Source organism: Lentimicrobium sp. S6, assembly GCF_013166635.1.
GTDB lineage: Bacteria > Bacteroidota > Bacteroidia > Bacteroidales > UBA12170 > UBA12170.
In genome coordinates this window covers 1-25,994 of the sequence record NZ_JABKBZ010000048.1, presented here as the reverse complement: position 1 = coordinate 25,994, position 25,994 = coordinate 1, and the positions used below count along the sequence as shown (strand labels likewise).

Annotated in this window: 21 protein-coding genes; 9 read left to right on the top strand and 12 right to left on the bottom strand. The window is 34.9% G+C overall.

What is annotated here, in order from left to right:
- Positions 1–16: 16 nt before the first annotated feature.
- Entirely contained in the window at positions 17–1,477 is a 1,461-nt protein-coding gene (locus tag HNS40_RS14905) for a hypothetical protein (protein WP_172282224.1), read from the bottom strand.
- Between the two features lie 361 nt (positions 1,478–1,838).
- Between HNS40_RS14905 and HNS40_RS14900 the strand changes: the two genes are divergently transcribed.
- Entirely contained in the window at positions 1,839–2,840 is a 1,002-nt protein-coding gene (locus HNS40_RS14900) for a DUF3078 domain-containing protein (RefSeq protein ID WP_172282222.1), read from the top strand.
- Here the strand turns inward: HNS40_RS14900 and HNS40_RS14895 are convergent.
- Both HNS40_RS14895 and HNS40_RS14890 read right to left on the bottom strand, forming a co-directional pair.
- Positions 2,830–4,956 carry a hypothetical protein gene (locus HNS40_RS14895; RefSeq protein ID WP_172282220.1) on the bottom strand — a complete coding sequence of 709 codons (2,127 nt, stop codon included), beginning with the start codon at positions 4,954–4,956 and terminating at the stop codon, positions 2,830–2,832. The two genes, HNS40_RS14900 and HNS40_RS14895, sit on opposite strands and share 11 nt — an antisense overlap.
- Entirely contained in the window at positions 4,956–5,774 is an 819-nt protein-coding gene (locus HNS40_RS14890) for a hypothetical protein (RefSeq protein WP_172282218.1), read from the bottom strand. Before HNS40_RS14890 ends, HNS40_RS14895 begins: the two co-directional genes overlap by 1 nt.
- Before the next feature lie 40 nt (positions 5,775–5,814).
- Between HNS40_RS14890 and HNS40_RS14885 the strand changes: the two genes are divergently transcribed.
- Positions 5,815–6,477 carry a DUF2461 domain-containing protein gene (locus tag HNS40_RS14885; RefSeq protein WP_172282216.1) on the top strand — a complete coding sequence of 221 codons (663 nt, stop codon included), beginning with the start codon at positions 5,815–5,817 and terminating at the stop codon, positions 6,475–6,477.
- 214 nt (positions 6,478–6,691) lie between these two features.
- Here HNS40_RS14885 and malQ read toward each other — a convergent pair whose 3' ends face one another.
- The 3 genes from malQ to porQ form a co-directional block, all read right to left on the bottom strand.
- Complete coding sequence (malQ, locus tag HNS40_RS14880) at positions 6,692–8,182, bottom strand: 4-alpha-glucanotransferase (protein WP_172282214.1); 1,491 nt, start codon at positions 8,180–8,182, stop codon at positions 6,692–6,694.
- Between the two features lie 159 nt (positions 8,183–8,341).
- Positions 8,342–9,718 (bottom strand): MFS transporter, encoded by a 1,377-nt coding sequence (locus HNS40_RS14875; protein WP_172282212.1) that lies wholly within the window; start codon positions 9,716–9,718, stop codon positions 8,342–8,344.
- A 134-nt stretch (positions 9,719–9,852) separates the two neighbouring features.
- Complete coding sequence (porQ, locus tag HNS40_RS14870; RefSeq protein ID WP_172282210.1) at positions 9,853–10,899, bottom strand: type IX secretion system protein PorQ; 1,047 nt, start codon at positions 10,897–10,899, stop codon at positions 9,853–9,855.
- Between the two features lie 452 nt (positions 10,900–11,351).
- Between porQ and HNS40_RS14865 the strand changes: the two genes are divergently transcribed.
- From HNS40_RS14865 to HNS40_RS14855, 3 genes are read left to right on the top strand one after another with little or no spacing between them, the layout of a single operon-like run.
- Positions 11,352–12,086 (top strand): hypothetical protein, encoded by a 735-nt coding sequence (locus tag HNS40_RS14865; protein ID WP_172282208.1) that lies wholly within the window; start codon positions 11,352–11,354, stop codon positions 12,084–12,086.
- 1 nt (position 12,087) lies between these two features.
- On the top strand, positions 12,088–12,852 hold the full coding sequence (locus HNS40_RS14860) for a polyphosphate polymerase domain-containing protein (protein ID WP_172282206.1): 765 nt from the start codon (positions 12,088–12,090) through the stop codon (positions 12,850–12,852).
- 15 nt (positions 12,853–12,867) lie between these two features.
- Positions 12,868–13,554, top strand: a complete 687-nt coding sequence (locus HNS40_RS14855) for a DUF2490 domain-containing protein (RefSeq protein WP_172282204.1) — start codon at positions 12,868–12,870, stop codon at positions 13,552–13,554.
- Between the two features lie 268 nt (positions 13,555–13,822).
- Here HNS40_RS14855 and HNS40_RS14850 read toward each other — a convergent pair whose 3' ends face one another.
- The 5 genes from HNS40_RS14850 to HNS40_RS14830 are packed head-to-tail and all read right to left on the bottom strand — an operon-like array spanning position 13,823 to position 17,525.
- Positions 13,823–14,275, bottom strand: coding sequence for a GNAT family N-acetyltransferase (locus tag HNS40_RS14850; protein WP_172282202.1), 453 nt, complete (start codon positions 14,273–14,275; stop codon positions 13,823–13,825).
- A gap of 2 nt (positions 14,276–14,277) precedes the next feature.
- Positions 14,278–15,726 (bottom strand): sodium:solute symporter, encoded by a 1,449-nt coding sequence (locus HNS40_RS14845; protein ID WP_172282201.1) that lies wholly within the window; start codon positions 15,724–15,726, stop codon positions 14,278–14,280.
- A gap of 6 nt (positions 15,727–15,732) precedes the next feature.
- Positions 15,733–16,284 carry an HAD-IIIA family hydrolase gene (locus tag HNS40_RS14840; protein WP_172282200.1) on the bottom strand — a complete coding sequence of 184 codons (552 nt, stop codon included), beginning with the start codon at positions 16,282–16,284 and terminating at the stop codon, positions 15,733–15,735.
- Positions 16,256–16,954, bottom strand: a complete 699-nt coding sequence (locus HNS40_RS14835; protein ID WP_172282199.1) for a hypothetical protein — start codon at positions 16,952–16,954, stop codon at positions 16,256–16,258. The genes HNS40_RS14840 and HNS40_RS14835 overlap by 29 nt, the downstream gene beginning before the upstream one ends.
- Positions 16,944–17,525, bottom strand: a complete 582-nt coding sequence (locus tag HNS40_RS14830; protein WP_172282198.1) for an SIS domain-containing protein — start codon at positions 17,523–17,525, stop codon at positions 16,944–16,946. The genes HNS40_RS14835 and HNS40_RS14830 overlap by 11 nt, the downstream gene beginning before the upstream one ends.
- A gap of 192 nt (positions 17,526–17,717) precedes the next feature.
- Between HNS40_RS14830 and HNS40_RS14825 the strand changes: the two genes are divergently transcribed.
- The 4 genes from HNS40_RS14825 (at position 17,718) to miaA (ending at position 22,922) form a co-directional block, all read left to right on the top strand.
- On the top strand, positions 17,718–19,982 hold the full coding sequence (locus HNS40_RS14825) for an aconitate hydratase (protein ID WP_172282197.1): 2,265 nt from the start codon (positions 17,718–17,720) through the stop codon (positions 19,980–19,982).
- Positions 19,983–20,375: 393 nt separating this feature from the next.
- A complete protein-coding gene (locus tag HNS40_RS14820; RefSeq protein WP_172282196.1) occupies positions 20,376–20,774 on the top strand; it encodes an Rrf2 family transcriptional regulator in 399 nt (132 codons plus the stop codon).
- Positions 20,775–20,783: 9 nt separating this feature from the next.
- Positions 20,784–22,001, top strand: coding sequence for a hypothetical protein (locus tag HNS40_RS14815; RefSeq protein WP_172282195.1), 1,218 nt, complete (start codon positions 20,784–20,786; stop codon positions 21,999–22,001).
- A gap of 21 nt (positions 22,002–22,022) precedes the next feature.
- Positions 22,023–22,922: a tRNA (adenosine(37)-N6)-dimethylallyltransferase MiaA gene (gene miaA, locus HNS40_RS14810; RefSeq protein ID WP_172282194.1), complete on the top strand. Its 900-nt coding sequence runs from the start codon at positions 22,023–22,025 to the stop codon at positions 22,920–22,922.
- 170 nt (positions 22,923–23,092) lie between these two features.
- On the opposite strand, the gene HNS40_RS14805 is transcribed toward miaA, so the two are convergent.
- Positions 23,093–25,897, bottom strand: a complete 2,805-nt coding sequence (locus tag HNS40_RS14805) for a type I restriction endonuclease subunit R (protein ID WP_172282193.1) — start codon at positions 25,895–25,897, stop codon at positions 23,093–23,095.
- Positions 25,898–25,994: the final 97 nt, after the last annotated feature.

Genomic DNA, 25,994 nt, shown 5'->3' with positions numbered 1-25,994 from the left:
AATATTTTAATATTGCTTATAAACAAGGATCAATAACTGTGAATATCATTTGGATTGCAGGGTTTTGACCACTATCCCATAAGATAATACCAGCGTATCCACTAGGAGGAACCACGTAACCAGCACCATTAACCATCACATCATTTAAGATGGTTAAAGCTTGTCCACTTGGTGTGAAAGTATCAGCATCAGTAATGCCCCAAATTACATCTTGAACAATTGCGTAGCTTGATGGGTTGTCATAATCCCAACCATCAATATAATCACCAATATGGTTGAAGAAATAGTTAACAATAACGGTTTCTTCAGATGTTAGTGGGAAATTATCAGGAAGTGTTGTTGATAAAGAATTATAAGCTGTGGTATTGCTAAAAGTTTGACCTAAACCAATTGTATTTTCTTTGTCTCCACAATAAACACCGAAAGTACCATTTGAAAGATTATAACCATTTCCTATACCAGAGAATGTCACATCAAAATATGTTCCTTGTGAACCAGGTGAAGAACCGCCAGTTACCATAGTGAATTCACCATCAGGAAGATTCATCCAGTAAGGGAAATTATAATCAGAATTCTGATATTGACAGCTACCAATTACAAAGTCAACAACACCGTCTTCTCCAGCATTTGGACCAACCTCGTCTTGAACGTCCCATACAGTAATCAATTCATAATCGAAAGTATCACCACTTGGAAGTAAAACCCATAATTCGAATGTAAAGTTATCTTCTTTGCTTAAGTCATTAGGCCAGTATATCTCTAAACAAGAACCAACACCTAAAAATGAAGTATTATCAAATACTCTTATAGGAGTAGACTCACCTTCTTTAAATACTTTAACTTGGAAAATGGCTGGCATATCCATTTGAACGCCTTCTGGCTGATCTGCATACAAACTTCCTGCAAAGTCTTCGTAACAACCGGTACAAATATCACCGAAGAAGCATAGTTTTTCAATTTTGATATCGTTAAATTGAAACCATGTGAAACCGAAAGATTCATAGAATAGGTCTTCAAAACATAATACATCAACTGTGATTTGTTTTTTGTAGAAAGCCTCAACAGCAATATTAAGATTTAATTTGTTTTCAATTAGATCATAATATTCGCTACCTGGTTGTGGAGATGCTTTAACTAAAATATCATCAGACTCATCAGCTGGAGTTCCGTTGATATTATAAACCAAGAAGCTAGACATAGTGTATTCACCAACAGGTAATTTGATAACTTGAGTTAGCATTTCACCATCTACAGTATAAATATCACTTGTATAAGTAACACCATCAATAACGAACTTTACATAATCCATTTCAATGTTTGCACATTCTGGAACATCACTTTTGAAGTTGAAGTCTGTTTGTTCAATTTTGAATTCAAAGCCAGATTCAGCAGGAGCTTGGTCTTGTTCTTTGTCTTTGTCGCAAGCTGTAAACAATAATGCTACTGCCGCGGTCATCGATAAAAGTAATTTTCTCATTTTATTTATTTTTAGTTTTGAAATTTTATTTAATTCCTGTTTTGATTATGCTTTTCCTACATTAATAATGATGCCAATTATGTAATGTATTGAAATACAGGATTTAATAATTTTGTATTCAATAAGGAAAGTGTCCATAGATTGGAATCAGTAAGCGTATTGGGAAAATATTATCGATTTTATTAACAGTCAGGTTTTAGATTTGTAATTTTTTATCAATTTAAATACTAATGAAAATAGAATTGCTTAATTGGCGTATAGTAGTCCTTTTGAATATTAATAAATGTTTTTAGTCATTGATGGATAATAAATCATTGGGTAGTTTGTTATAATTATTAATTTTGCAAAGAATCTATTTTAAATGAGAAAAGTTGTTTTATTAATTATTATTGGCCTTTTGGGCTTATTAAATGGTGTGAAGGCTAGTGAGAAGGATTATACGCTTCCTCCAGCCATTATATTGCCAATAGATTCTATTAAAGTATATGATTCTGGGACTTATTGGAGGTGGGAAGGAAGAACTCGTCTTAATATGAATACTATTTTATTAAGCAATTGGGCTGATGGTGGAGAAAGCTCTTTTTCTACAACAGCATATTTTGATTTAGTGGCAAAGTATGAGAAAGGAAATTTTAAATTTGAGAATTATTTAAATACTGCATATGGCTTACAATTATATAGATATTCTGGGACACGTAAATCTGAGGATAAATTAAATTTAAACTCCAGTGTTGCTCATCAATTTGTTAAGAATTATTTTTATAATGCCCAGTTAGATTTCAAAAGCCAATATAGTGAAGGTTTTAAATATCCTAATGATTCTACTGTGGTATCTGATTGGTTTGCACCAGCATACCTAACTTTGTCTTTGGGCATTGAAAATAAATCTATCGAAGGTTTATCTATGTTTTTTGCTCCAGTAGCAGGTAAACTAATATTTGTAATGAATCAAGATTTGGCAGATGCGGGTAGCTACGGTGTTAAAGCAGCTGTTAAGGATGAGGAAGGTAATATATTAGTTCCTGGTGATAATATAAAGGCTGAATTGGGGGTTAATATAAAATTAAGATATAGAAAAGAATTGTTTAAAAACATAGATGTAAGTTCAACTATGAATTTATATAATAACTATGCAGATCCTGACCCTTCTAATCAATGGAATATCGATGTGGATTGGGAAACACTATTCGATTTTACCATTAATAAGTATTTTGTAGCCAACCTTTACTTACATATGATTTATGATCATAATGTAAAAGTTCCTGAATATGAGGTGGTTGATGGTGATAGGATTAAAACTGGAGAAAGTATTAATTTACAAGTGAAACAAAATTATGGTTTTGGAATTGCATTTAAATTTTAATTCTTAACTGAGCTCTCACTTCTGTTTTATTTCCTCCTTCTATGGTATTTAATCCACTACCTATCTCGTTAACATTTTCGTACCATGTGTGTCCTAGCTTAAACCAGAACTGGAAAGTGGTGTTTATTCTGTAGTTGAAAACAAAATATGCACGGACTCCTCTATTATAATAGGCTGGTATGGAGAATACATAAAGCAAATCATTTTCGTAGGCGTATAATCTACTGTTATAGTCTTCTACATCGAAAAGCGCAAATCGCGTACTCATAGCTAAATTCTGATTTTTACTTTTATAATTAATATCTTGATAGATTAAAAAGCCTGGTTTTTGTCCCACATCTTTCGACTCAAATATCTGGTATTCAATTCTGTTTTTCAGCGTAAATAAAGGGTGTACTTGATAGGAAATATGATATCTTAAGCCATATTTTACTTGATTTTCAAGCCTTGATGTCATGGCATATTCTTCAGTATAATTCAGCATTTTGTTTTTATACTTGGCCCTGAATTGCATTTGTACTTTGCGGCTGTATTCATAATTTAACAAGGCCAAAAACTCACTTCCATAGGAAGGTGCATCTGTTCTGTAACGCAGCCAAGGAGAACTAAATAAGTCTACATAAGTATTAAGGTGTAGTTTTTTGGAGATTTGAAAACTTAAGCCTGTATAGATTCCTCTTTCGTTTTTATTGACTGTATTTTCTCCAAATGCTGCACCGAAAAGGTTGTTATACTTCTCATTATAATTTCTAAATAAAATGGCTAAGGCTACTCTATTACTCAAAGGGGCATTTAATCCAGCAAGATAAGCCAGCCCTCCATCAATATTATAACTGAATTCTCCAAAAAAATCAACATTTTTGAACCTAAATTGAAAATCTGAGCCAATCACTGTATTCTCATTTCCAGTGAAATTATAATATTGATAAGGGGTTCCTGTTGGTAATAATTCTTTATTGAGGATGGCATGAGAGGCAATAAGTCCAATGCTAAATAATTTTTTAGTGTATTTAATTCTTCCTCCCATCAATTGTACTTGAATGGAGTTTTTCTTTAAAAGCTCATTTACGGTTCTATGAAACCCTGTTCCATTAATGGATTCTACAAAATTGGTTTCCTGATCTTCGGCTCCATAATAACTAGAGGCGTCTTGTTCTTTAGAAGAATAGAATGCAGTGAATAACCAGCTTCCTTTAGAAATTTGGGCTGCTGCACCTCTTAAGAATTTGTTTTCGTCGGTAGAAGTATTAGCTTTTATGCCTCTTTCGTATTTCTTAATGTTCAGGGCATTGCTCGATTTTCCAAAGGCTAAGGATGACCACATATTTAAACCTTGTCCGAATTGCAGGTGGTAATCTCCAACTACTGCTTGGTCGAGGATTCCAATTTTTTGAACAAATAGATGAGCAGTGTAAAAATCAAAGCCTTTTTTTATTTTATCTCCAATTAATGAATCTAAAACGGGATGATCAATGTTTTCGAAAAACACTTCTCCAGCGTCTTTTTCAGCTACTAAACCGGCACTCACCATATTTGAGTACTTAAATTGATATTTTAAGTAATATTTATTAGCATCTCCCAAGTATTTTGAGTTAGGGCTTGCTGACCAGGTGGAATCGGTCCTGTTTTTATAACCTTCAGCTTCTTGCACCGTTCTCTGGTAACGGGTAAATATCTGATGACTACCATATTTGAATATTCTTGAAGGTTTTACCTGAACAGACTCCTCTAAGGGTCCTGCTTTAATAAAAGGAGTGAGGTTTATAATGTTTTGCGGACTAAAGCCATCAATAAGAAGAAGTTCTTGAGGGCTAAATACATATCCATTGCTATCAATATATTGTCGAAGGTTACGATATTGTAGCTCATCGAGTAAAAATAAGGAAACGAGGCTTTGGCTTTCTGTGGAGTTAATATTTACTGGGTTCTGATTTAAATCTAAAAATTCATCCAGTAAATCTGAATAATCAAATTCGGTCTCCGATTTTTCCGTTAAATCCTCAATGATATTTTTAATGACAGCCTCTTGAGAATAGGCCTGATAAGGTATAGAGAAAATTCCCAAAATGAGAATGATGAAAATCAGCTTCCAAATATGTAGGATTTTAAGATTCATTATTTCAAATTAAACTGTAATGAAACACGTGGCGTAAAGCCTAAAGTCTGATGATAACCTGTTCCAATATCCAAAATCAACCTGTCCCACTTCAATCCGAAACCAAAAGTATATAATCCGGGATTAGTGGCTACACCAATTCTTGCAATGAAACGCTCGACTATCATATACTGTAGTCCAAATTTATAAATAGTCTTTTGATCTAATACTTTTTCGGCTTCAGTGGCAAGATATAAGCGTTCATCAACTTGATAAAGGAGTCCAAGTTTGAAAGAAATGGGTATATCTTCTTTACTTTGTTCTCCTATCTGCATTCCGATAGGATTAAAGAGGTGAGCTCCGAGTTCTAGTTTTTCACTCAATTTACTATATAAACTCAATTCGAAACTTACTGCTTGGGCAGAACCATAGTCATTGCCAATAAAAGTTCTAAAATAATCTAGTTGTATTCCAATGGCTAAGTATTTACCTAATGTTTTACCATAGGCCAAACCAATTTTTTGTTCATTATATTGTTCGTAGCCGAAATACTTCATGTTGACACCGATACTACCAAATCCGGTAGGCATGGCAAATCCCAGTGTTTTTGTGCTCAGATTTTTATCTACAAAATAGCCTTGGTCATAATCTAAACCAATGGTCATTTTATTATAATAGGCCAATGCAGCTTGATTATTATGGAGATTGTTAAAATCAATACCTACCACACTAATGGTTCCTAAAGATGCAGATTTTGCACCAATGGATGTAGGATCGTGGGCAGATTTAACTTGCGCAGAGATTAACAAAAGAATTAGAAAAAACAGTTTATTTTTCATCTTATTGTTTATACTTTTATGATCATAAAAATAGGAAAAAATGAGCGTAAATAAAAACAACATAATTAGCTTTTTAAGTGAACTGAGTGAGAACAACCATAAACTATGGTTCGATGCCAATAAACAGAGTTATTTAGAGGCAAAACAAGAAATGGAGGATTTGGTTCAGAATGTGATTGAGAGAATAGCGGAGTTTGATTCTTCAGTTGCCGACCAACAAGCAAAAAAATGTGTTTTTAGAATTTATAGAGATGTTCGTTTTTCTAAAAATAAAGAGCCATATAAAAATAATATGGGTGGTTTTATAGTTCCTGGAGGTAAGAAGAGTGGCAAAGCAGGTTACTATTTACATTTAGAGCCAGGAAATAGCTTTATTGCTGGAGGAGTGTATATGCCAGAATCAGCCAATCTAAAGAAAATTAGAGAAGAAGTTTTGTATAATACCAAAGTTTTCAAAAGTATTATTGAGTCGGACAAGTTTGTTGAAACCTTTGGACAAGTGGAGGGGGAGAAATTAAAAAGACCACCAAAAGGATTTCCAGCTGATTTTGCCGATGTAGAATTACTGAAATTTAAAAGCTATACGGTGCTTCATAAAGTACCGGATGCAGAGGTGAATAATTCAGGATTTGTAAATCAGGTGATTGAGGCATTTAAAGTGATGAAAGACTTTAATCATTTCCTTAATCAGGCTATGGATTAGTGTTTCCTGAAGCAGTGAGTTATGCTTATGCCTAACTCCATCGGATTTGCAATCCGATGATATAATTAATACTAATTCCGAAATAAAGTTACTCTAAAAGATGATGAAAATTTAATTTAAACGACCGGGTTACAAATCCGATCTAGCTCGTTTGTGGTTATTATATCTATGGCACAGCTCTACCGAGCAGTGCTACTTGAACTTATGTTTGCATTTATAATTTAGTCCTTCCGAAAAATTGTAAGCGTTCTTTAACTTTGGAGCTATTGTTATTATCCAATTCTTTTTGGGTTAAACGCCAAGTCCAGTTGTCATCAGAAACAGTACCTGGTGAGTTGAACCTGCAACTTTCTGTTAAACCCCAATAATCTTGAATGGGAAGTATGAGTAATTTGGCTGGACCACTGAGGATTCTGTCCACTAACCAAACCACATGAACTTGTTCAACCGTCACTCCGTAATATTTACAGAGGTGTTCAAAAGCATGAGGAGAAAGTGTTTGTAACCAGCCATGTAAGGTGTCGTTATCATGTGTGCCACTATAATATATGTCTTCATTTGGGGCATTATAGGGGAGGTGTTGGTCTTGTATATGTCCACCAAAGGCAAATTGTAGAATTTTCATGCCTGGAATTTTAAAGTCTTTCCTCAAAATTTCAACCTCCTCAGAAATATCTCCAAGGTTTTCGGCTATGAGTCCATTTTCCTTAATACCAGCTATCGCATCTAGTAATTCTTTCCCCGGCGCTTTAATCCATTGTCCATATCTTGCTGTAGGATGGTCACCGGGAACAGACCAATAAGCTTCTATGGCTCTAAAATGATCGAATCGCAAATGATCATACATTTCTAATTGGTGTTTGGTTCTTGCTTTCCACCATTGGAAATTGCTTATTTGATGTGCTTCCCATTCATAGAGAGGAAAGCCCCATAATTGCCCATCTTGCGCAAAGAAATCTGGAGGAACACCAGCTACAGCTTTTGGATTTAAATCATCTTCCAATTGGAATAAATGAGTTTGACTCCAAACATCGGCACTATCATAACTCACATAAATGGGCATGTCCCCAATAATTTTGATGTTTTTCTGATGTGCATATGCTGTGATTTTTTTCCATTGCTTGAAAAATACAAACTGGATAAACTTATAAAATTCAGCAGATTCCATAAAAGGGAGTTTGTCTTCTCGGGAAAGCTGATTGTAAAACTTATATTGATCAGTCCATTGGGTCCACATGCTTCCTTCATGATGGTCTTTTATGGCCATGAAAAGAGCATAGTCATTCAGCCATTTGGAGTTTTGGCTCAGAAATAAATCGTAATCTGTAAGTAGTTTATTATCTGCATACTTATAAAAGTTATTGAAAGCAGTTTTTAGAGTGTTATGCATTAGCTCCTCTACTATTTGATAGGAAACACGGTCTTCCTTCTCCCGAGAGGGCAAAGGCATTTCTGTTCTGTTCAAAAGTTTCATGTCAAATAATTGATCAGGATCAATTAAAGCAAAATATCCTGCAAAAGCGGAGGGTGAGGAGTAGGGTGATTTTACAAAATCTACTGGATTTAAAGGTAGAATTTGCCAATGTGTAAATCCACATTCCGATAAATAATCGATAAAATTAAAGGCAGATTTACCCATTTGTCCTATTCCATAATCTCCGTTTAAAGAGAATAAAGGACATAATACTCCTGATGTTCTGTTCATAGTAATCTTAAATTTCGATATTTATTTTCAAGCAAAATATTATTAATTGAAAATAAAAAAAATGGTTTGTTTTTTTTGCAAAGATAAGCTCCCTTAGTTTTATAACTAAGGGAGCTTAGGCTTTAACAATTTCTTATCACTGCTGTAAATGGATAGCTTTTATTTTACAATGGCATCTTTATCTTTTACAAAGAAAACAGAAGCGGCACCTAATATCATAAATACACCTGCAATGACAATAGCAATGATGGCTTGTGAATCATAAAGCCTTTTAACGATAGGTCCACCAAAAACTCCATTTACAATTTGAGGAAAAGTGATGAAGAAATTAAAAATGCCCATATAAATTCCCATCTTTTTCACAGGAATAGAACCAGCAAGAATAGCATAAGGCATGGCTAAAATACTAGCCCAAGCAAATCCAATTCCTACCATTGAAAGTAGTAACCAATCTTTATCTGTAATAAAATACATACTAATTAATCCCAATCCACCAGCAATAAGTGAAACAGCATGAGTTCTTTTTCTACCAATCTTGGTAGCAATAAATGGTAAGAGGAGGGCGTAGAACATAGCTACTCCGTTATAAACAGCAAATAGGGTGCCTACCCAGTTTCCTGCTTCATTATATTCTGCAGATGAAGCATCGGTGATATCGAGACCATAAATATGTTGTGCAATGGCGGGTGTAGTGAAAACCCACATGCTAAATAGAGCAAACCAACTAAAGAACTGTACCACTCCCAACTGTTTCATGGTTGTGGGCATATTTTTGAAATCGTTGAAAACTTCTAAAAAACCAGATTGTTTTTTTGCTTTAATAATTTCTTCCCCTTCTTCTATCTCTCCTTTTTCTATGGCTTCTTGTCTAGCAAATTCCTCAAAATCTTCTGGAGGATATTCTTTGGTTCTAAAAACGGTCCATAAGATAGTAGCAATTAAAACAGCTGCACCTATATAAAAACTGAAAATAACATTGTCGGGGATTCCACCAGTGACGCTTTCCTTACTTATACCAACCCATTCGGCAAGTATATAAGGCATAAATGAGCCAAAAACGGCACCAATTCCTATAAGGAAAGTTTGTATGGAAAAACCAAGTGTTCTTTGATCGGATGGAAGTAAGTCAGCAACAAGAGCTCTAAATGGCTCCATGGAGATGTTAATACTGGCATCCATAATCATTAGCATACCAGCTCCAATAATCATTGGTGACATATATACGGCAAGATTCCCGGAGTTAGGCATCAAGACGAGTGCGATGGAGGTCAAAACAGCACCAAACAAAAAGTAGGGGCGACGTCGACCGAAGCGATTCCATGTTTTATCGGAAAAGTGACCAATGATAGGTTGAACTATCATTCCGGTTAAGGGAGCAGCAAGCCAGAACCAGGAAAGGTGCTCAACATCGGCACCAAATGTGCTTAATATTCTGCTTGCATTTGCATTTTGAAGGGCGAAACCGAACTGAATTCCTAGGAATCCAAAGCTCATATTCCATATTTGCCAAAAACTGAGTCTTGGTTTTTTTTGCATATTAAAAGTTTTGTATTTGTATTTATTTGGTTCGAGCCCAAAATTAATAATAAAACTTTATTGCGCAAGACACAAATAGGGGATAAATTCTAAAATGAATTTATGATAGTCTAGAAAAAAATTTAGAGCTGTCCTTAATTTATTGTTTTAAAGAAACTGTCAATATTGGTAGTTAATGTAAAGAAGTTATAAGAAGGGCCGAGGTATTGAGCACTACGAGAATAGGCTACTTCGAATTTATAAACTTTTACACCTAATCCCCATGACCAACCTACAGTTCCGGGTTTGCTTTCTATGGCCATTTCTTGTCTTCTTAAATAATTATAGCCAATTCGTAAACGGATAACTTTAAATGGTCTAAGTTCGGCTCCAATCACAATATGACGCATTAATTTGTCACTAAAATCAGCTATTCCACTTTTAGAACTTTCTTCACTATTAAACGAACCAGATGATGATTCTGTTTCTGGGTAAGTTAAATCCCATTTCTGAAGATTCGTAAATAACACAGAAAAAGTTAATGGAATATGTTGTAAGGTCTTAGAAAGACCAGCTTTTATTTCGAAAGGAAGGGTTTCGTTATAGCCATTATAGGTAGTAATTTGACGACCAATATTGCTAAAGATTAATGAGGCTGTAAATTTTGCCTTTTCATTATAATAGGTTCCTGCCACATCAACAGCTAAACCAAAACTATTATAACTTTCTAAGCTACTATAAATTCCTTTTAAATTGGCTCCAATGAAGAAAGTACTATCTAAAGAACGTCCCCAACCTATATTCATGGCATATTCGCCAGCTGAGAAATTACCTTGCACATCGCCGGTTTCATTCGCATAATCGAATGTTCCATAATCAATAAACTGCATGGTTCCAACAAAACTTCCAATTTTATTGAAATGTCTACCATAGGTAGCATATCCATAATTAACATCGGAGTGATAATCCACAAAACTCATCCCAAGGTTATTGTGCATTTTAGGATTAATCAAGGAAGGATTGGCAACAGCCATATTAATGTCATTATCATTAATGGTTGCAAAATTTCCTCCTAGACCTGCTATTCTGGCTGAGTTTGGAAGCGTAAGGAATTTATAAGTATGTTTTTCTCCACTTTGTGCAAATGCTAAAGTGCCAAATAAAAGAGATGTCAGAAGTAAGCTTAAAGTAAATTTTCTCACAATAAAATATTTGTTTATGAATTGCTCTACTAACGATGTTTATAATGGTTATATTGTTCCAAATTAAAAAAACATCTTCAAAAAATGAGCAGATGCAAATATATTAAATCCTATGAAAAAGAGTTGTATTTTAAATGGCTTATTACTATAGTAATTAGCTAGTTTGTGTTTTTTACAAAATTAGTGTGAATATCATTTATTATTGCCTTGTTAATGAGATTGTTGGATTTGGGTTTGTCTTTAGGCAAACCAATAGATTTAAAAAAAACAATTGGAGCTTAAACTATTTACTATTTTTAAAGTCTAATTCCTTTGCAACCATTTTTAGCCCTAATTATTAATATTAAAAAGTATTAATACGTGAGGATTAAGAATGGATATATGTCTGAGGTTTTAATAGAATTGTATCTTTGTTCAAAATTTACACAAACTGTATAATAAAAAGAATACTCATGAAAAAATGGTGGTCATTGGGCTTATTGGCAATAATAATAGTTATTTCTTCTTGTACAAAAAAAGAGGGTGAAGGCGGAACAGCATCTATTTCGGGCACAGTAAATATGAAATTGGTTAGTGATGATTTTCAAACCACTTATGCTAATTTCCCAGCTCTATCTCAAGATGTTTATATCGTTTATGGTGATGATGATTTCTATTCTGATAAAACAGAAACTCATTATGATGGAACATATCATTTTGGATATTTGAGAAAAGGTAATTATCGTGTATATACTTATTCTGATGATAGTACAGGTCAATCTACAAGTGGTAAAGTTGTAGTAGAGAGAGATGTTGCTATTAAAAAAAATGGAAAAAAAGTCACTGTTGAGGATATGTTGGTTTTGGATAAAGTAACAAATTATGAAGGGTCAAACTCCATTTCTGGAAGGCTTTTTGCTTATGACTATAATTCAGAGATGACTATTTTAAAAGATAGTTTTTATGTGAGAAATGAATACGTTTATATAGCTCGTAAGCTTGATAATTATTATTTTGATAGAATTAGAACCTACCATGATGGTTCTTTTGTATTTCAATTATTACCACAGGGTGAATATGAAATATTCGCTTATAGTCGTGATCCTGAAATGTTGGATCCTCAAGATGAAATACCGGTCATTATTAATGTTAACATTGAAGAGAATAATCAAGCAGTTAATGTTGGTAGGTTAGATATAATAGATTAATATGAGTGATTTAAAGGAAGCTATTGCAGTAGTTGACAAGATGGAAGCTATTTCGTTGAAAGAAATGGATAGAGTGAGTTTGATGGATAGGGTAGATACCAAGTTCTATTTTAATGAAGAATATCTAGCTCCTATTCTAGAATCTATAAGGCAGTATTATCATGTACTAGAAATTGAAGGCATTAGAATAATGCCCTATGAAAGTGTTTATTACGATACTGCAGATAGGCAAATGTTGCGTTGGCATCAAAATGGGAAACTGAATAGATATAAGATTCGTCGAAGAAAATATATGTTGACAGGTCAGGATTTCTTAGAAATAAAATTCAAATCCAATAAAGGAAATACTGAGAAAACTAGAAGGTTATATAATGTCAATACAGAAAAGGATAAGAAGTTTATCCTTGAAAATACTCCTTTTAGTATGAATGATCTCGAACATGTGCTCAATAATAGCTTTCAAAGAATCATGTTGGTGAATAGAATAAGTGCTGAACGTGTAACCATAGATTTGAATGTGAGCTTTGGGGAGAGTGACAATGATGAAATGACTAAATTAGAGAAATTAGTAGTTTTAGAGGTAAAGTCGGAGCGTTCTGGTGGAATGAGTGAAATCCAGCGTAAGCTAAAGGAGTTTCATATCTATCCAAATGGCTTTAGTAAATTTATCACTGGTATGTATATTTTTCATAAAGATCTTAAATTTAATCGGTTTAAGAGACGGTTTTCTATGATCAGTAAAACCATGGGAACTGACTCTTTATAAGCAAATTCAACCAAAATGATTAATCAATTAGTCTATAAATATTTATCTATCTTACTTTTTGTGATGATTGGGTTTGTAATAGCATTTCCAGTTACTGCTCAAGAGGAGGATTTTCAAATCTGGGGAGATATTTCAGCGAAATATAAAATCAATAAGAAGTTTCGATTGGATACCCAACTGGGAATTAGGACGAGAGAAAACTCGGAATTATTAAAACAATACCACTGGGACCTAGGTGTGAAATACAAGTTAAATAAACGCTTTTCTTTAGGAACTCGATATCGTTTTATTGATTATTACGAATTTGGTAAGACCTCTATTCATCGATGGAATTTAGACTTGGTTTATGATAATAAATTTGGACGATTCTCTTATGATATTCGTGGACGCTACCAACAACAATGGTTTTATAGCAATTATAAACAGGAATATAGCGAACAATTATTTCGTTCAAAGTTTGAGCTCAGCTACGATGTTAGAAAAAACAAGATTGAGCCTTTTATCGCCATTGAACATTATCTAGGTTTAAATGGTGAATTGAAATGGTTAACTGCGCAAATGCGATATACTATTGGAGCCAGTTATCCAATAAATAAATGGTCGGACTTAAGCTTGGCATATAGAATTCAAAGAGAATATTACAAATATATGCCATTGCGAGCTTATATTTTATTGGTTTCCTATTCTGTTGATTTGAATTAACGAAAAACATTGATGATTTTTGTTTTTCATTTATTACTAGCGTCTACCAAGAACCTAAATATCTTGTTTTGCTTAATAAGGAAACAGCAGGTTTGAGACGTATGAACCGACCGAAGGGAGCTCACGAACGCAGGAAAATATTTATCTGTGAGAACTCTGAAAACAAATAGTATGCTAATGTAATTGCGATGTGCTGAACTTATTCGAAGTAATTGGTTTCAGTACAAGTCTAACAAGAAAAGACGGCATATTATGGCAAGCAATAAAGCTACTTCATCCACTCGAATAACTGATAATGCTCCCCATTCATACCAACTTTGCTATAGGTATTTTGAGCTGAAACATTAGTTTTATCTACATAAAGTCTAAGTCCTCCAATAGTAACGTCTTCTTTTACAATTGTTTTTATATGTTGATAGACCTGACTGAATACACCTGTTCGCCTGTATTCTGGAATCACAAATACACTTTGTATCCACCAAACTTTGGCATTTCTCCAATCGCTCCATTCGTAGGTAATCATTAATGAAGCAATTACTTTATCATTATCCTTGGTTATAAAATACTGGCCTAAACTCTTGTCGTTGAAAACTGCGGAAACTCCTTTTAAAACAGTAGGTTTGTCAAGATGAATAGACTCTGTTTCGAGAGCCATCCTTAACTGAAAATCAGTTATAATTTCTATATGTTTTTCTGTGGCATTTGTGATTTGATAGTTCATAATTACGATTTTTTTGAGATGAGGAATAAACCCAAGAACATAATTGCTCCATTGATAATTAAGAGTTCAAATCCGATTTCGTATCCATCTATAATTTGAGGAGCGTAAACTTTAATAAAATAAGAGAGAAGCGGAGCAAGAATAGCGATAAGTGGAGTCCACGAGTCTTTAATTCTTCGTTTTGTAAATAATCCAAAAGCAAAAAGGCCAAGTAGTGGCCCATAGGTATAGCCAGCAATAGTGAATAATTTTGTTATAATCGCCTGGTCATTAATTAATTGATAAGCAGAAATTACTAAAACCAAAACAGCAGCCATTCCCAGGTGAACTCTTTTTCTTTGCTTTTCTTTATCTTTTATAGTGAGCTTGGTATTTCTTTCAATTCCGAGAATATCAATAGAAAAAGAGGTGGTTAATGAAGTTAAAGCACTATCTGCACTAGAATAAGCTGCAGCAATAAGCCCAATGATAAAAACGACTCCTGCACCTATTCCTAAATGATCTAAGGCGATGGTTGGGAAAAGATTATCTGTAGTTCCTTCTATGATAATTCCTTTGGTTTGAGCATAATAAAAAAGAATTCCTCCAAGGCTAAGGAATATGAAATTTACAGGAACCAAAGCCCAGCTTAAAGAGATGATATTCTTTTGAGCTTCTTTTACATTTTTACAGCTTAAGTTTTTTTGCATCATATCCTGATCTAAACCAGTCATCACAATGGCAATAAAGGCTCCAGAAAAGAATTGTTTAAGGTAATGTGTTTTGCTATTCCAATTATAATTTACCATTTTGGTTAAGCCTTCGGCATCAATGCTTTGGTATAAGTTTCCAATGCTGATTTGTAAATCATCAGAAATAAAATAAATAGTTATACCTACAGCAAGAAGCATAAAAGTAGTTTGAAGGGTATCTGTCCAGACAATCGTCTTTATACCTGCTTGATAAGTATAGAGTAGAATGAGGCCAACAAATCCAAATACAGTAATCCAAAATGGAATTCCTAAAGCATTGAACACAAATAATTGAAGTACATTTATCACTAAAAACATTCGAAAAGAAGCTCCGATAATACGAGATAATAAAAAGAAAGAGGCTCCAGTTTTATAACTAGAATTACCAAATCGATCCAATAAATAGGTGTAAATGGAGGTTAAATTGAGTCGGTAATATAAGGGTAGTAATATTTTAGAAATAGCAAAATATCCCAATAAATATCCCAAAACAATCATCATATAGCTAAAGCCATTTGAACCAACTGTTCCTGGGATTGAAATGAAAGTAACACCACTTAATGAGGCGCCAATCATTCCGTAAGCCACCACATACCATGGCGATTTTTTATCTCCTAAGAAGAAACTTGAGTTACCTGCTTTTCTACTTGTCCACCAGCTGATGACAAATAATAAAAGCGTATAAAGTGCAAAAACAAGCAATATGGTTGTGTGAGTCAAGTTGTTTTATTTAAGTAGATTAGAAACTTCAGTTAAAGTTTTGATTGAATAATTACTCAGTGTTAAGTCGGATTCAATGGTATGCTCGTTTTGCAAAAGGATAGCAGTCATTCCAGCATTTTTAGCGAAGTTCATATCGCTAGCCGTATCACCAATCATCATACTTTTGCTCATGTCTATTTCTGGGAAATCTTCTTGAGCTTTTAAAGCCATCTTTATACCTGGTTTCCTACAATTATCGGCTTCGGATTTCAGCATGGGACAATAATAGAATGCATCAATATGGCCATGGTTTTCTTCTACCAATTTCCCAAATTGCTCATGAATATATTGTAACGAATCGGCTGACATTAAACCTTTACCGATACCTTGTTGGTTAGTGACTATGATGATACGATCGAAATAGCTACTGAAAACAGTAATAGCTTCTAATACACCGGGTAGTATTTCAAAATCTTCCCATTTAGTAATGTAGCCGCCAACCTTTCGCTTATTGATCACCCCATCTCTATCGAGAAATAAAAATCGTTTAGTGGTAATAGTATTCTGCAAATTCATATTTTGCTTTTTCTAAGTCTTTATTTTCTTCCATTGTGATAAAATATTGTCTACATGCCAAACAATATTGAGGATTTTCTTTATATTCTTTTTTGAGGTAATCATTAAAGAGAGAGAAGCTTAGCTTGGCAAATTGTTTCTTAAAGTAGACTTTATTGATAAGCCAAGTGTTTGTATTGTAGGCGTTTTCCTCTTCTGTAATAATTGATTCGGATATATTAGTGATTTTTCCTTTGAAATCTAAAAATAGCTTGATTTTATCAATTTCATAATCTGTTGTCTTTTTTCCGATGAGAAGAATTTTAGAATCTCTCATTCTTCTAAAATCATCGGCTTTTCTTAAATTCAATCTGAAATAATTCTTTGCAGAGAATACAAAAGCAAAGGTGTCTTTTATAAAATCTAAGGCATTGAATATATTCCCTCCATTTCCGAATTTAGGATGCCAATCTAGATAAGTTATTTTTATATCCATGTATTCTTCACCAAAAAGACGTTGAACTCTATTGTCATTTTCTGGGATTAAGAATACAATATGCTTGAAGAGGTTTTCCGCCAAATAGCTGAGTTGATAATGTAAGAATGGTTTTCCTTTTATCTCTTCAAATAATAGTTGATGATTGTTTTTTAAATCATCTGGATCTAAAATAATTATCGCTTCATTGGTCATTTCTAGGAAACATTTTTTGTTCAACAATCTCACAAAGGCTGTGGCCTAATAGCATATGGACTTCTTGTATTCTTGGAGTATCCGTACTAGGTATCTTAAATATCATATCAGCTACTTCATTCATTTTTCCACCAGTTTCACCTGTGAAAGCTACTGTAAGGACCCCTTTTTTATTGGCCTCTTCAAATGCTCTAATTACATTTTTAGAGTTTCCACTGGTAGACAAGCCTATCAATACATCGGCAGGTTGGCCAAAAGCAATGAATAGTCTAGCATATATTTCATCATAGCTATAATCATTAGCTACAGCAGTAAGGTAGCTGGTGTTCACATGAAGTGCTTCAGCCGCAAGAGGAGGTCTATCGTAATAGTATCTTCCGCTGAGTTCTGCCGCAAGGTGTTGTGCATCGGCTGCACTGCCTCCATTTCCGCAAAAATAAACGCGTCCTCCTTTTTTAAAACTATCGACTACTTTTTGGGCTAATATATTTAAATCACTAGTAATACTAGGATGTTCAAGTACTGTCTTTTTTAACTCTATGCTTTCTTTTAAAGCTTTTTCTACTGACATATATAATTGTGTTTGCTGCAAAACTACACATTTATTTTATTTTTTACGGAGCTTATATGCTGATTCTAAAAAACTAAAAAATGCTATTTATAAATGGTCTTTTTAGACTTTTTTATCTTTTCAAATCCCTTCGTTTTTATTAAATTTGCCTTTTATAACAAGCATATTTGAAAATAATAAAAACACAATTTTATGGCATTCGATATAGAAATGATCAAAGGAGTTTACTCTAAGCTCGCTGAAAGAGTAGATACTGCTAGAAAAGTGGTTGGAAAACCATTAACACTGGCCGAGAAGATTCTTTATTCTCATCTTGATGAAGGAAACCCAACAGAAGCTTTTTCAAGAGGAGAGTCTTATGTTGATTTTACTCCAGATAGAGTTGCTATGCAAGATGCTACGGCGCAAATGGCTTTATTGCAGTTTATGCAAGCTGGAAAACAAACAGCAGCTGTTCCTTCTACAGTACATGCCGATCACCTTATTCAAGCAAAAATTGGTGCTGGTAAAGATTTACAAGAAGCCATCAATAAAAATAATGAAGTATATAATTTCTTAGAATCCGTATCTAATAAATATGGTATAGGTTTTTGGAAACCTGGAGCAGGTATCATTCATCAAGTAGTTCTAGAGAATTATGCATTTCCTGGGGGAATGATGATAGGTACAGATTCTCATACAGTAAATGCCGGTGGTTTAGGTATGATAGCTGTTGGAGTTGGTGGAGCCGATGCTGTTGATGTCATGGCTGGTATGCCTTGGGAACTGAAATTTCCAAAGTTAATTGGTATTAAATTGACTGGTCGATTAAATGGATGGACCGCTGCAAAAGATATTATTCTTAAGGTAGCTGGAATACTCACTGTAAAAGGTGGAACAGGTGCTGTTGTTGAATATTTTGGTGAAGGTGCTCAATCTTTATCAGCAACCGGAAAAGGAACCATTTGTAATATGGGAGCTGAAATAGGAGCAACCACCTCTACTTTTGGTTACGATGAAAGCATGGAGCGTTATTTACGTGCCACAGATAGAGCCGATGTTGCTGATTTGGCTAATGGCGTAAAGGAATATCTTACTGGCGATGAGGAAGTATATGCCAATCCAGAAAAATATTTTGATCAAGTGATTGAAATTAATTTAGATGAATTAGAGCCCAGTGTGAATGGTCCATTTACACCAGATTTACAAACTCCAGTTAGCGAAATGCGTGCAAAAGCAGAAGCTAATGGATGGCCTTTAAAAGTGGATTGGGGTTTAATAGGTTCTTGTACCAACTCTTCTTATGAGGATTTGGCTAGAGCAGCTAGTATTGCTAAGCAAGCTGTTGATAAAGGCTTGGTTGCAAAAGCTGAATTCGGAATTAACCCTGGGTCTGAGCAAGTAAGGTTTACAGCTGAAAGAGATGGTTTGATTAAAATATTCGAAGATTTAAATGCTAAAATCTTCACCAATGCTTGCGGACCATGTATTGGTCAGTGGGATAGAGATGGAGCCTCAGATGCTAAGAAAAATAGTATTGTTCATTCTTTCAATAGAAACTTTGCCAAGCGTGCTGATGGAAATCCAAATACCCATGCTTTTGTAGCTTCTCCTGAAATGGTGGCTGCTATTGCTATTTCTGGTGACTTAGGTTTCAATCCGTTAACAGATAAGCTGATTAATAAAAATGGTGAAGAGGTGATGTTAGATCCTCCAAAAGGAGATGAATTGCCAACTAATGGTTTTGCTGTTGAGGATAATGGTTACCAAGCCCCATCGGCTGATGGAAGTGGTGTTGAAGTTGTAGTGAGCCCTGATTCAGAGAGATTACAGTTATTAACTCCGTTTGAGCCATGGAATGGTGAGGATATTAAAGGCATGAAACTTCTGATTAAAGCTAAAGGAAAATGTACTACTGACCATATTTCTATGGCTGGCCCTTGGTTGAGATTTAGAGGACATTTAGATAATATTTCCAATAATATGCTCATTGGTGCAGTTAACTATTTTGGTGAAGCTACCAATGAAGTAGTGAATCAGTTGACAGGTGAAAAAGGAGAAGTGCCAGCCGTTGCAAGAGCATATAAAGCTGCTGGTATGGGAAGTATTGTAGTGGGAGATGAGAATTATGGCGAAGGTTCTTCTAGAGAGCATGCAGCTATGGAGCCACGTAATTTGGGCGTTAAAGCTGTTCTCGTTCGTTCTTTTGCTCGTATCCACGAAACAAACTTAAAAAAGCAGGGAATGTTAGGTTTGACATTTGCTAATCCAGCCGATTTTGATCTGATCAAAGAAGATGATAATATCGACATTATTGGACTTACTGAATTTGCTCCTGGAAAACCATTAACAGTGGTATTAAACCATGCAGATGGAACGAAGGATGATATTTTAGTAAACCATACTTATAATCAAAGTCAAATTGATTGGTTTAAAGCAGGAAGTGCTTTGAACTTGATTAAAAAGCAGAATGCTTAAACTATGATTAGTAAGGTTCTGTAAAAAGAAAAGCCGAGAACATATTTGTTTTCGGCTTTTTTTATGTGTGAAATCGAATTTGGGTCAGGGCAGACTCATATCTTTAGGTTCATGATTTAGAATCGACATATATTTTAATAAAGAGAAAATCTAAGCACGGATTCCGCTAACCGAAGCGAAGCGAGCTCACTGAAAGTAATTTTCACAAATTAACACGGATAAAATAAAAGTAGGCGTTTGCCCTGGAATTTGGGTTTTAAGGGATTTGGTATTTGAATACTTTTTTATACTTTTGTCCATCTTTCCGAATCTCTTGTGTGAAATCACTCTAAATAAGTATCTAGTATCGCGAATACCTAAATTATTGTTAAATTTGCAGCAAACAAACCTATCATGTCAAAAGTTGTAAATATATCTGAAGCTGCTTCACTAGCCATACATGCGGTTGTGTTAATAGCAGCTAGTGATAAACTCATTAACGTAAATCAAATTGCAGAGGCTACTGGAGCTAGTAAGAACCACCTGGCAAAAGTGATGCAAAGACTCGGAAAGCAAGGCTTGGTTGCTTCAAGTAGAGGTCCTAATGGAGGATTTAAGCTCAAGAAGAAACCCAATGAATTCACACTTTATGATATCTATGAAAGCATAGAAGGACCAATAGAAATTGAAGGTTGCCCTATGGAACGTCCCGTTTGTCCTTTTGATAAATGTTTGATGGGTGGAATTATACATAAAGTTACTTCCGATCTTAGAACCTATTTGGAAGCAGAAACTATTGATAAGTATATATAGCCTAGTCTATTGAATCCTATTTTATATATTTGTTTGCCTGTTCTGAATGAATATGAAAATCTCCCTGATTTATTAAAATCTTTCAGATTACAAAGTTATCAGAACTTTAAGCTTATTGTTTGTGTAAACCAAGCTGATGAATGGTGGAAACATGATGATAAACTTGAGATTTGCTATGACAATGCCAATAGTATAAAGTTTTTAGAGGAGTCTAGTGATTTAGATATTCATATTATTGATAGAAGCTCTATTGGAAAAGGTTGGATTGGTAAAAAAAAGGGAGTGGGTTGGGCAAGAAAGTTGAGTATGGACCTCGCTGCCGAACTTGGGGAAAAGAAGGATCTCATTATTTCAGTAGATGCCGATACCTATTATCCTCCAAACTACTTTGAATCCCTTATATCCATTTTCAATAATACTCAATCATTTTCAGCCCATAGTAATCCCTATTATCATAAATTAACTGCTAGGCAAGAAGAGGATATGGCCATATTAAGATATGAGCTCTATATGAGAGTATATGCTATAAATATGCTACTCATATCGAATCCTTATGCCTTTAGTGCCATAGGTTCAGGAATGGCAACAACAGTCGAGAATTATACTAAGATTGGTGGAATAAGCCCCAAATCCAGTGGTGAAGACTTCTATTTTCTGCAACATATGAGGAAGATGGCTCCACTTCATCAATATAATGAGGTGAAGATATACCCACAGGCTCGTTTTTCTGATCGAGTTAACTTTGGTACTGGTCCAGCAATGATAAAAGGAAATACAGGTGATTGGTCGAGTTATCCTTTTTACCCTCCTCCATTATTTCAACATGTTAAGCAGACTTATGATGCTTTTTCACAACTCTTTTCAAAAAATATAGATTTTCCCATGTCGGGCTTTTTAAAGAAGCAATTGAAAAAAGAAGAACCTTGGGCCCCTTTAAGAAAAAATAATAAAAAAGAAGCGAAATTCATTCGTGCTTGTGAAGAATTAGTGGATGGCCTACGGATTCTACAGTATCTCAAAGAAAATCATGATTCTTATTCAAAAGGAGATATTGAAGATTTAATGGTCAACCTCAAGTGGTTTGCCGAAAATGATAAAGAATTTGCTTGCTTTTATCTAGACTTTTCAAAAACAGATGAGCCTCTAAATATGGATAATATGAGCATATTGAGAGATGAATTGACAAAATTAGAATATAAATACCGAAGGATACAATCTTTGTTTTAAATTTGCACTTTTTATTCATTTATGATAACAATATTAGGACCTACAGCCACCGGAAAAACTAGCTTTGCAGTTTATGTGGCCGCTCAATTAAACGGAGAAATCATCTCCGCAGATTCCCGTCAAGTATACCGTGGTATGGATATCGGAACCGGAAAAGACCTCTCGGAATATGTGTATGAGGATAGACAGATTCCTCATCATTTAATCGATATCGTTAAGCCTGGATATGAGTATAATGTTTTTGAGTTTCAAAGAGACTTTTTAAAGGCTTATGAGCAAATAGAGAAAAATGGCAGCTTCCCAATTCTCTGTGGTGGTACAGGAATGTATATAGAATCTGTGCTTAAAGGCTATAAGTTAATTAATGTTCCAGAAAATGAGGTATTAAGAGAAGATTTAGAACTAAAATCCGATCAAGAACTGGAAGAAATTCTGGAGAACTTTAAGGCATTGCATAATACCACAGATGTTTCAGATCGCGATAGATTATTAAGAGCCATCGAAATACAGACCTATTATGATGAAAATCCCGATATTGATACTAGCTTTCCTGAGATTAATACTATTATCCTTGGTTTAGACTTTGATAGGAGAGTAGTGAGATCGAGAATTACAGATCGTTTAGAGGAGCGTTTAAAAGGTGGAATGATAGAAGAAGTAGAAGAATTGCTAGCACAAGGAGTGAGTGCAGAAAAGCTGAAATTCTATGGTTTGGAATATCGTTTCGTTACTCAGTATTTAAGCGATGAAATCAGCTACGATGAAATGTCTCGTAGGCTAAATACAGCTATTCATCAATTCGCAAAAAGACAAATGACCTGGTTCCGAAGAATGGAAAAACAAGGATTCGAAATTCATTGGCTCAATGGAAATCTAACCCATGAACAGAAGATGATGGAGTTGATGCCATTGTTGAGGTAAAACAGCGAAGTACAATTCTCTTGAGTTATTTGCTGGTAATTTAATATTTACCAAAAAATTGTATTATGTGTATAATAAATTAATAGAAATCTAATCATTTAAAAGGTGAATAAGATTTCTCCTCCAATTTCGACCGTAGGGAGAAATCTCAAATTTTGCTTAATTATTTCTTACCCAACATCCCCATAATCAATTAAGCGTTTCATAGTGTCAAAAAAGGCTTGCTTAAAGGATTCATCTTTTGAATGAAGTTTGTATAAATCCAATTCCTGTCTTCTTTGGCGGGTGAGGACTTCGTCTATCATTTTATGCAAGGCCAAGTCGCGGTTTTGAGAATCTGGATTCTCCGCAAACTTATCTTTAAAATCGGGATGCTGCTGAATATGTTTAGAGATTTGCATAAACTTAATCCTTTGGTCTTCGGGTGTGGCTTCCCAGCCATGAAACCATCTCTCATTAAAGTTTCTGATGATTTCGTCTAATGGGTCTAGCTCTTCTCCTGTATCATGGGCTCCTCTTGGATTTGGGTTTTGTGGTTCCAACTCTGTATTGGACTCGTCGAGGCTAATCGACTGATTTACTCTTGTGCGTTCTAATCCGTAGGTAGATAAATCAACTGAGTTCAATAGCTCATCAATCAAGGAATCCTCTTTATCAATAACAATGAGTTTTGGAATCAGAAACTTTAAGAACCAGTATAGCTTCTCCCAATTCAATACATCAAAAGGAATGATGGAAGCCATTTGACCATAGATTTTCACAAATTGCTTGGCTTTTATTTTAAAGTCTGCTTTTTGTTCATCCTCCAATTCTAATTCATTATTGAATCTGTTGGCAGCCAAATCTATAATAGGGCTCAATTGCTGAGCATCGGCGGCATCAAAGTATAACTGATTAAATTCTTCTACCTCCGACCATTCATAAACACCCACTTCGTTGAGCATGTCTTTTAAATCGTGCAATACACTAATGTCGGTGGCTTCGCTTAAGGTGGTGCTAGTATAAAAAGGGTCGAAGGATGCTTTGATATCATCCACTTGATTAAAGAAATCGAGGATAAACAAATCCTCAGTTTTCTTGCCATATTTATCGGCAGAACGATTCAAGCGGGAGAGGGCTTGTACAGCTAATACACCCTGTAGCTTCTTGTCTACATACATAGTACAGAGCTTGGGTTGGTCAAAACCAGTGAGGTATTTATTGGCTACTACCAACATTTTATATTCATCCTCCTCAAATTTCTTTCGGGTATCTTTTTCTGCAAAACCATTGATGCTCGTTTCGGTATATTCTATGCCATCTACCGTTTTATCTCCAGAAAAAGCAATCAATATTTTAAAAGGATTTCCTTTACTTTCTAATATTCTAGTGATGGATAGATAATACCTAATGGCCGATTCTATATTCTGCGTGATCACCATGGCTTTGGCATTTCCTTTGAGCTTTTTGGTTCTGAATACCTTGCTGATAAAATGCTCCATCATAATTTCTGCCTTGGTGGCAATGGTTCTTTTATCACGTTCCACATAGGCTCTTAGTTTCTTTTGAGCTTTCATGGTATCGAATAGGGGATTGTCTTCTATGGATTTCTCAATCTCATAATAGCTTTTATAAGTGGTATAATTGGCCAATACATCTAATATAAAACCCTCCTCAATGGCTTGTTTCATGGAATAGAGGTGGAAAGGCTCGAAGCTTCCATTAGCCTGCCTTTTCCCAAAGCGTTCCAAAGTAGCGTTTTTGGGTGTGGCGGTAAAAGCAAAATAGGAGGCATTACCCTTCATTTTGCGGGCTTGCATGGCTTTGAGTATTTTGTCTTGTCCGTCTTCTTCCTCTTCGCTTTGCTGCCCCATTGCCTGATTCATCTTACTGGCTGCTTGTCCGCTTTGTGAACTGTGTGCTTCGTCAATAATCACAGCAAAGTTTTTATGACTCAAATCGGCAATGCCTTCCACAATAAAAGGAAACTTTTGTATGGTGGTGATGATGATTTTCTTGCCCTGCTCCAAGCTCTCTTGTAATTCTTTTGAGGAATGTGCAGGAGCAATAATATTCTTTACTTCGGAGAAATCGCTGATATTGTCTCTCAATTGCTTGTCGAGCAATCGCCTATCTGTGACTACAATTACAGAGTCGAATAAAGGTTGCTCTAAGCTTTTAATGCCTTTTGCTTGCTCATGTTTGGGATAGCATTCGATTAGTTGATAGGCGGCCCAAGTAATGGAGTTGGATTTGCCTGAACCGGCAGAATGTTGAATGAGATAGGTTTCGCCTATTCCTTTTTCGCTCACATCGGCCAACATCTTTTTCACTACATCCATTTGATGATAGCGAGGGAAGAATAATGTTCTTTTACTTAAGGCATCGCTGGCTTTTCCATCGAAGCGAATAAAATGCTGTATGAGATGGCTCAGATTAACTTTACTAAAAACTTCTTCCCATAAATAGCTGGTTCTATGACCAAAGGGATTTGGTGGGTTGCCTTTGCTATTATCATGACCTTTATTAAATGGAAGAAAGAAGGATTTGGCACCTTTTAAATGAGTACACATAAACACATCGTCGGTATCGGCAGTAAAATGAACCAGGCAACGGCCAAAGTTTAATAAGGGTTGGCGGATGTCTCTTTTGTATTTGTATTGTTTGATGCCATGAACCCGAGCATTTTGGCCAGTCCATGCATTTTTGAGCTCTAGGGTTGCTATGGCTATTCCATTGATAAAAACCACCATATCTATTTCCTCGCGGAGATTTTCGGTATTATACTGCACTTGGCGTGTGACGCTAAACTCGTTTTTCTCAAAGTTCTCTTTTACCTGTTGTGCACTGCTGGCTAGGGGATATTGATATAAAAAGATAAAATGAGCATCTTCCACTTCTAATCCTTTTTTAAGAATCCTCAGTATTCCATATTTCTTAGCTATTCTATCGAAGCGTTCTAATATTGGATATACCGGCGTTATTGTGCCAGTCATACCGACGTTATTGTGCCAGTGTGAACAGCTATAATTTCTAGGCTAAATTTACACATTAATTTGTTTCATTTTCACACATTAATTTTCCTAAATATTT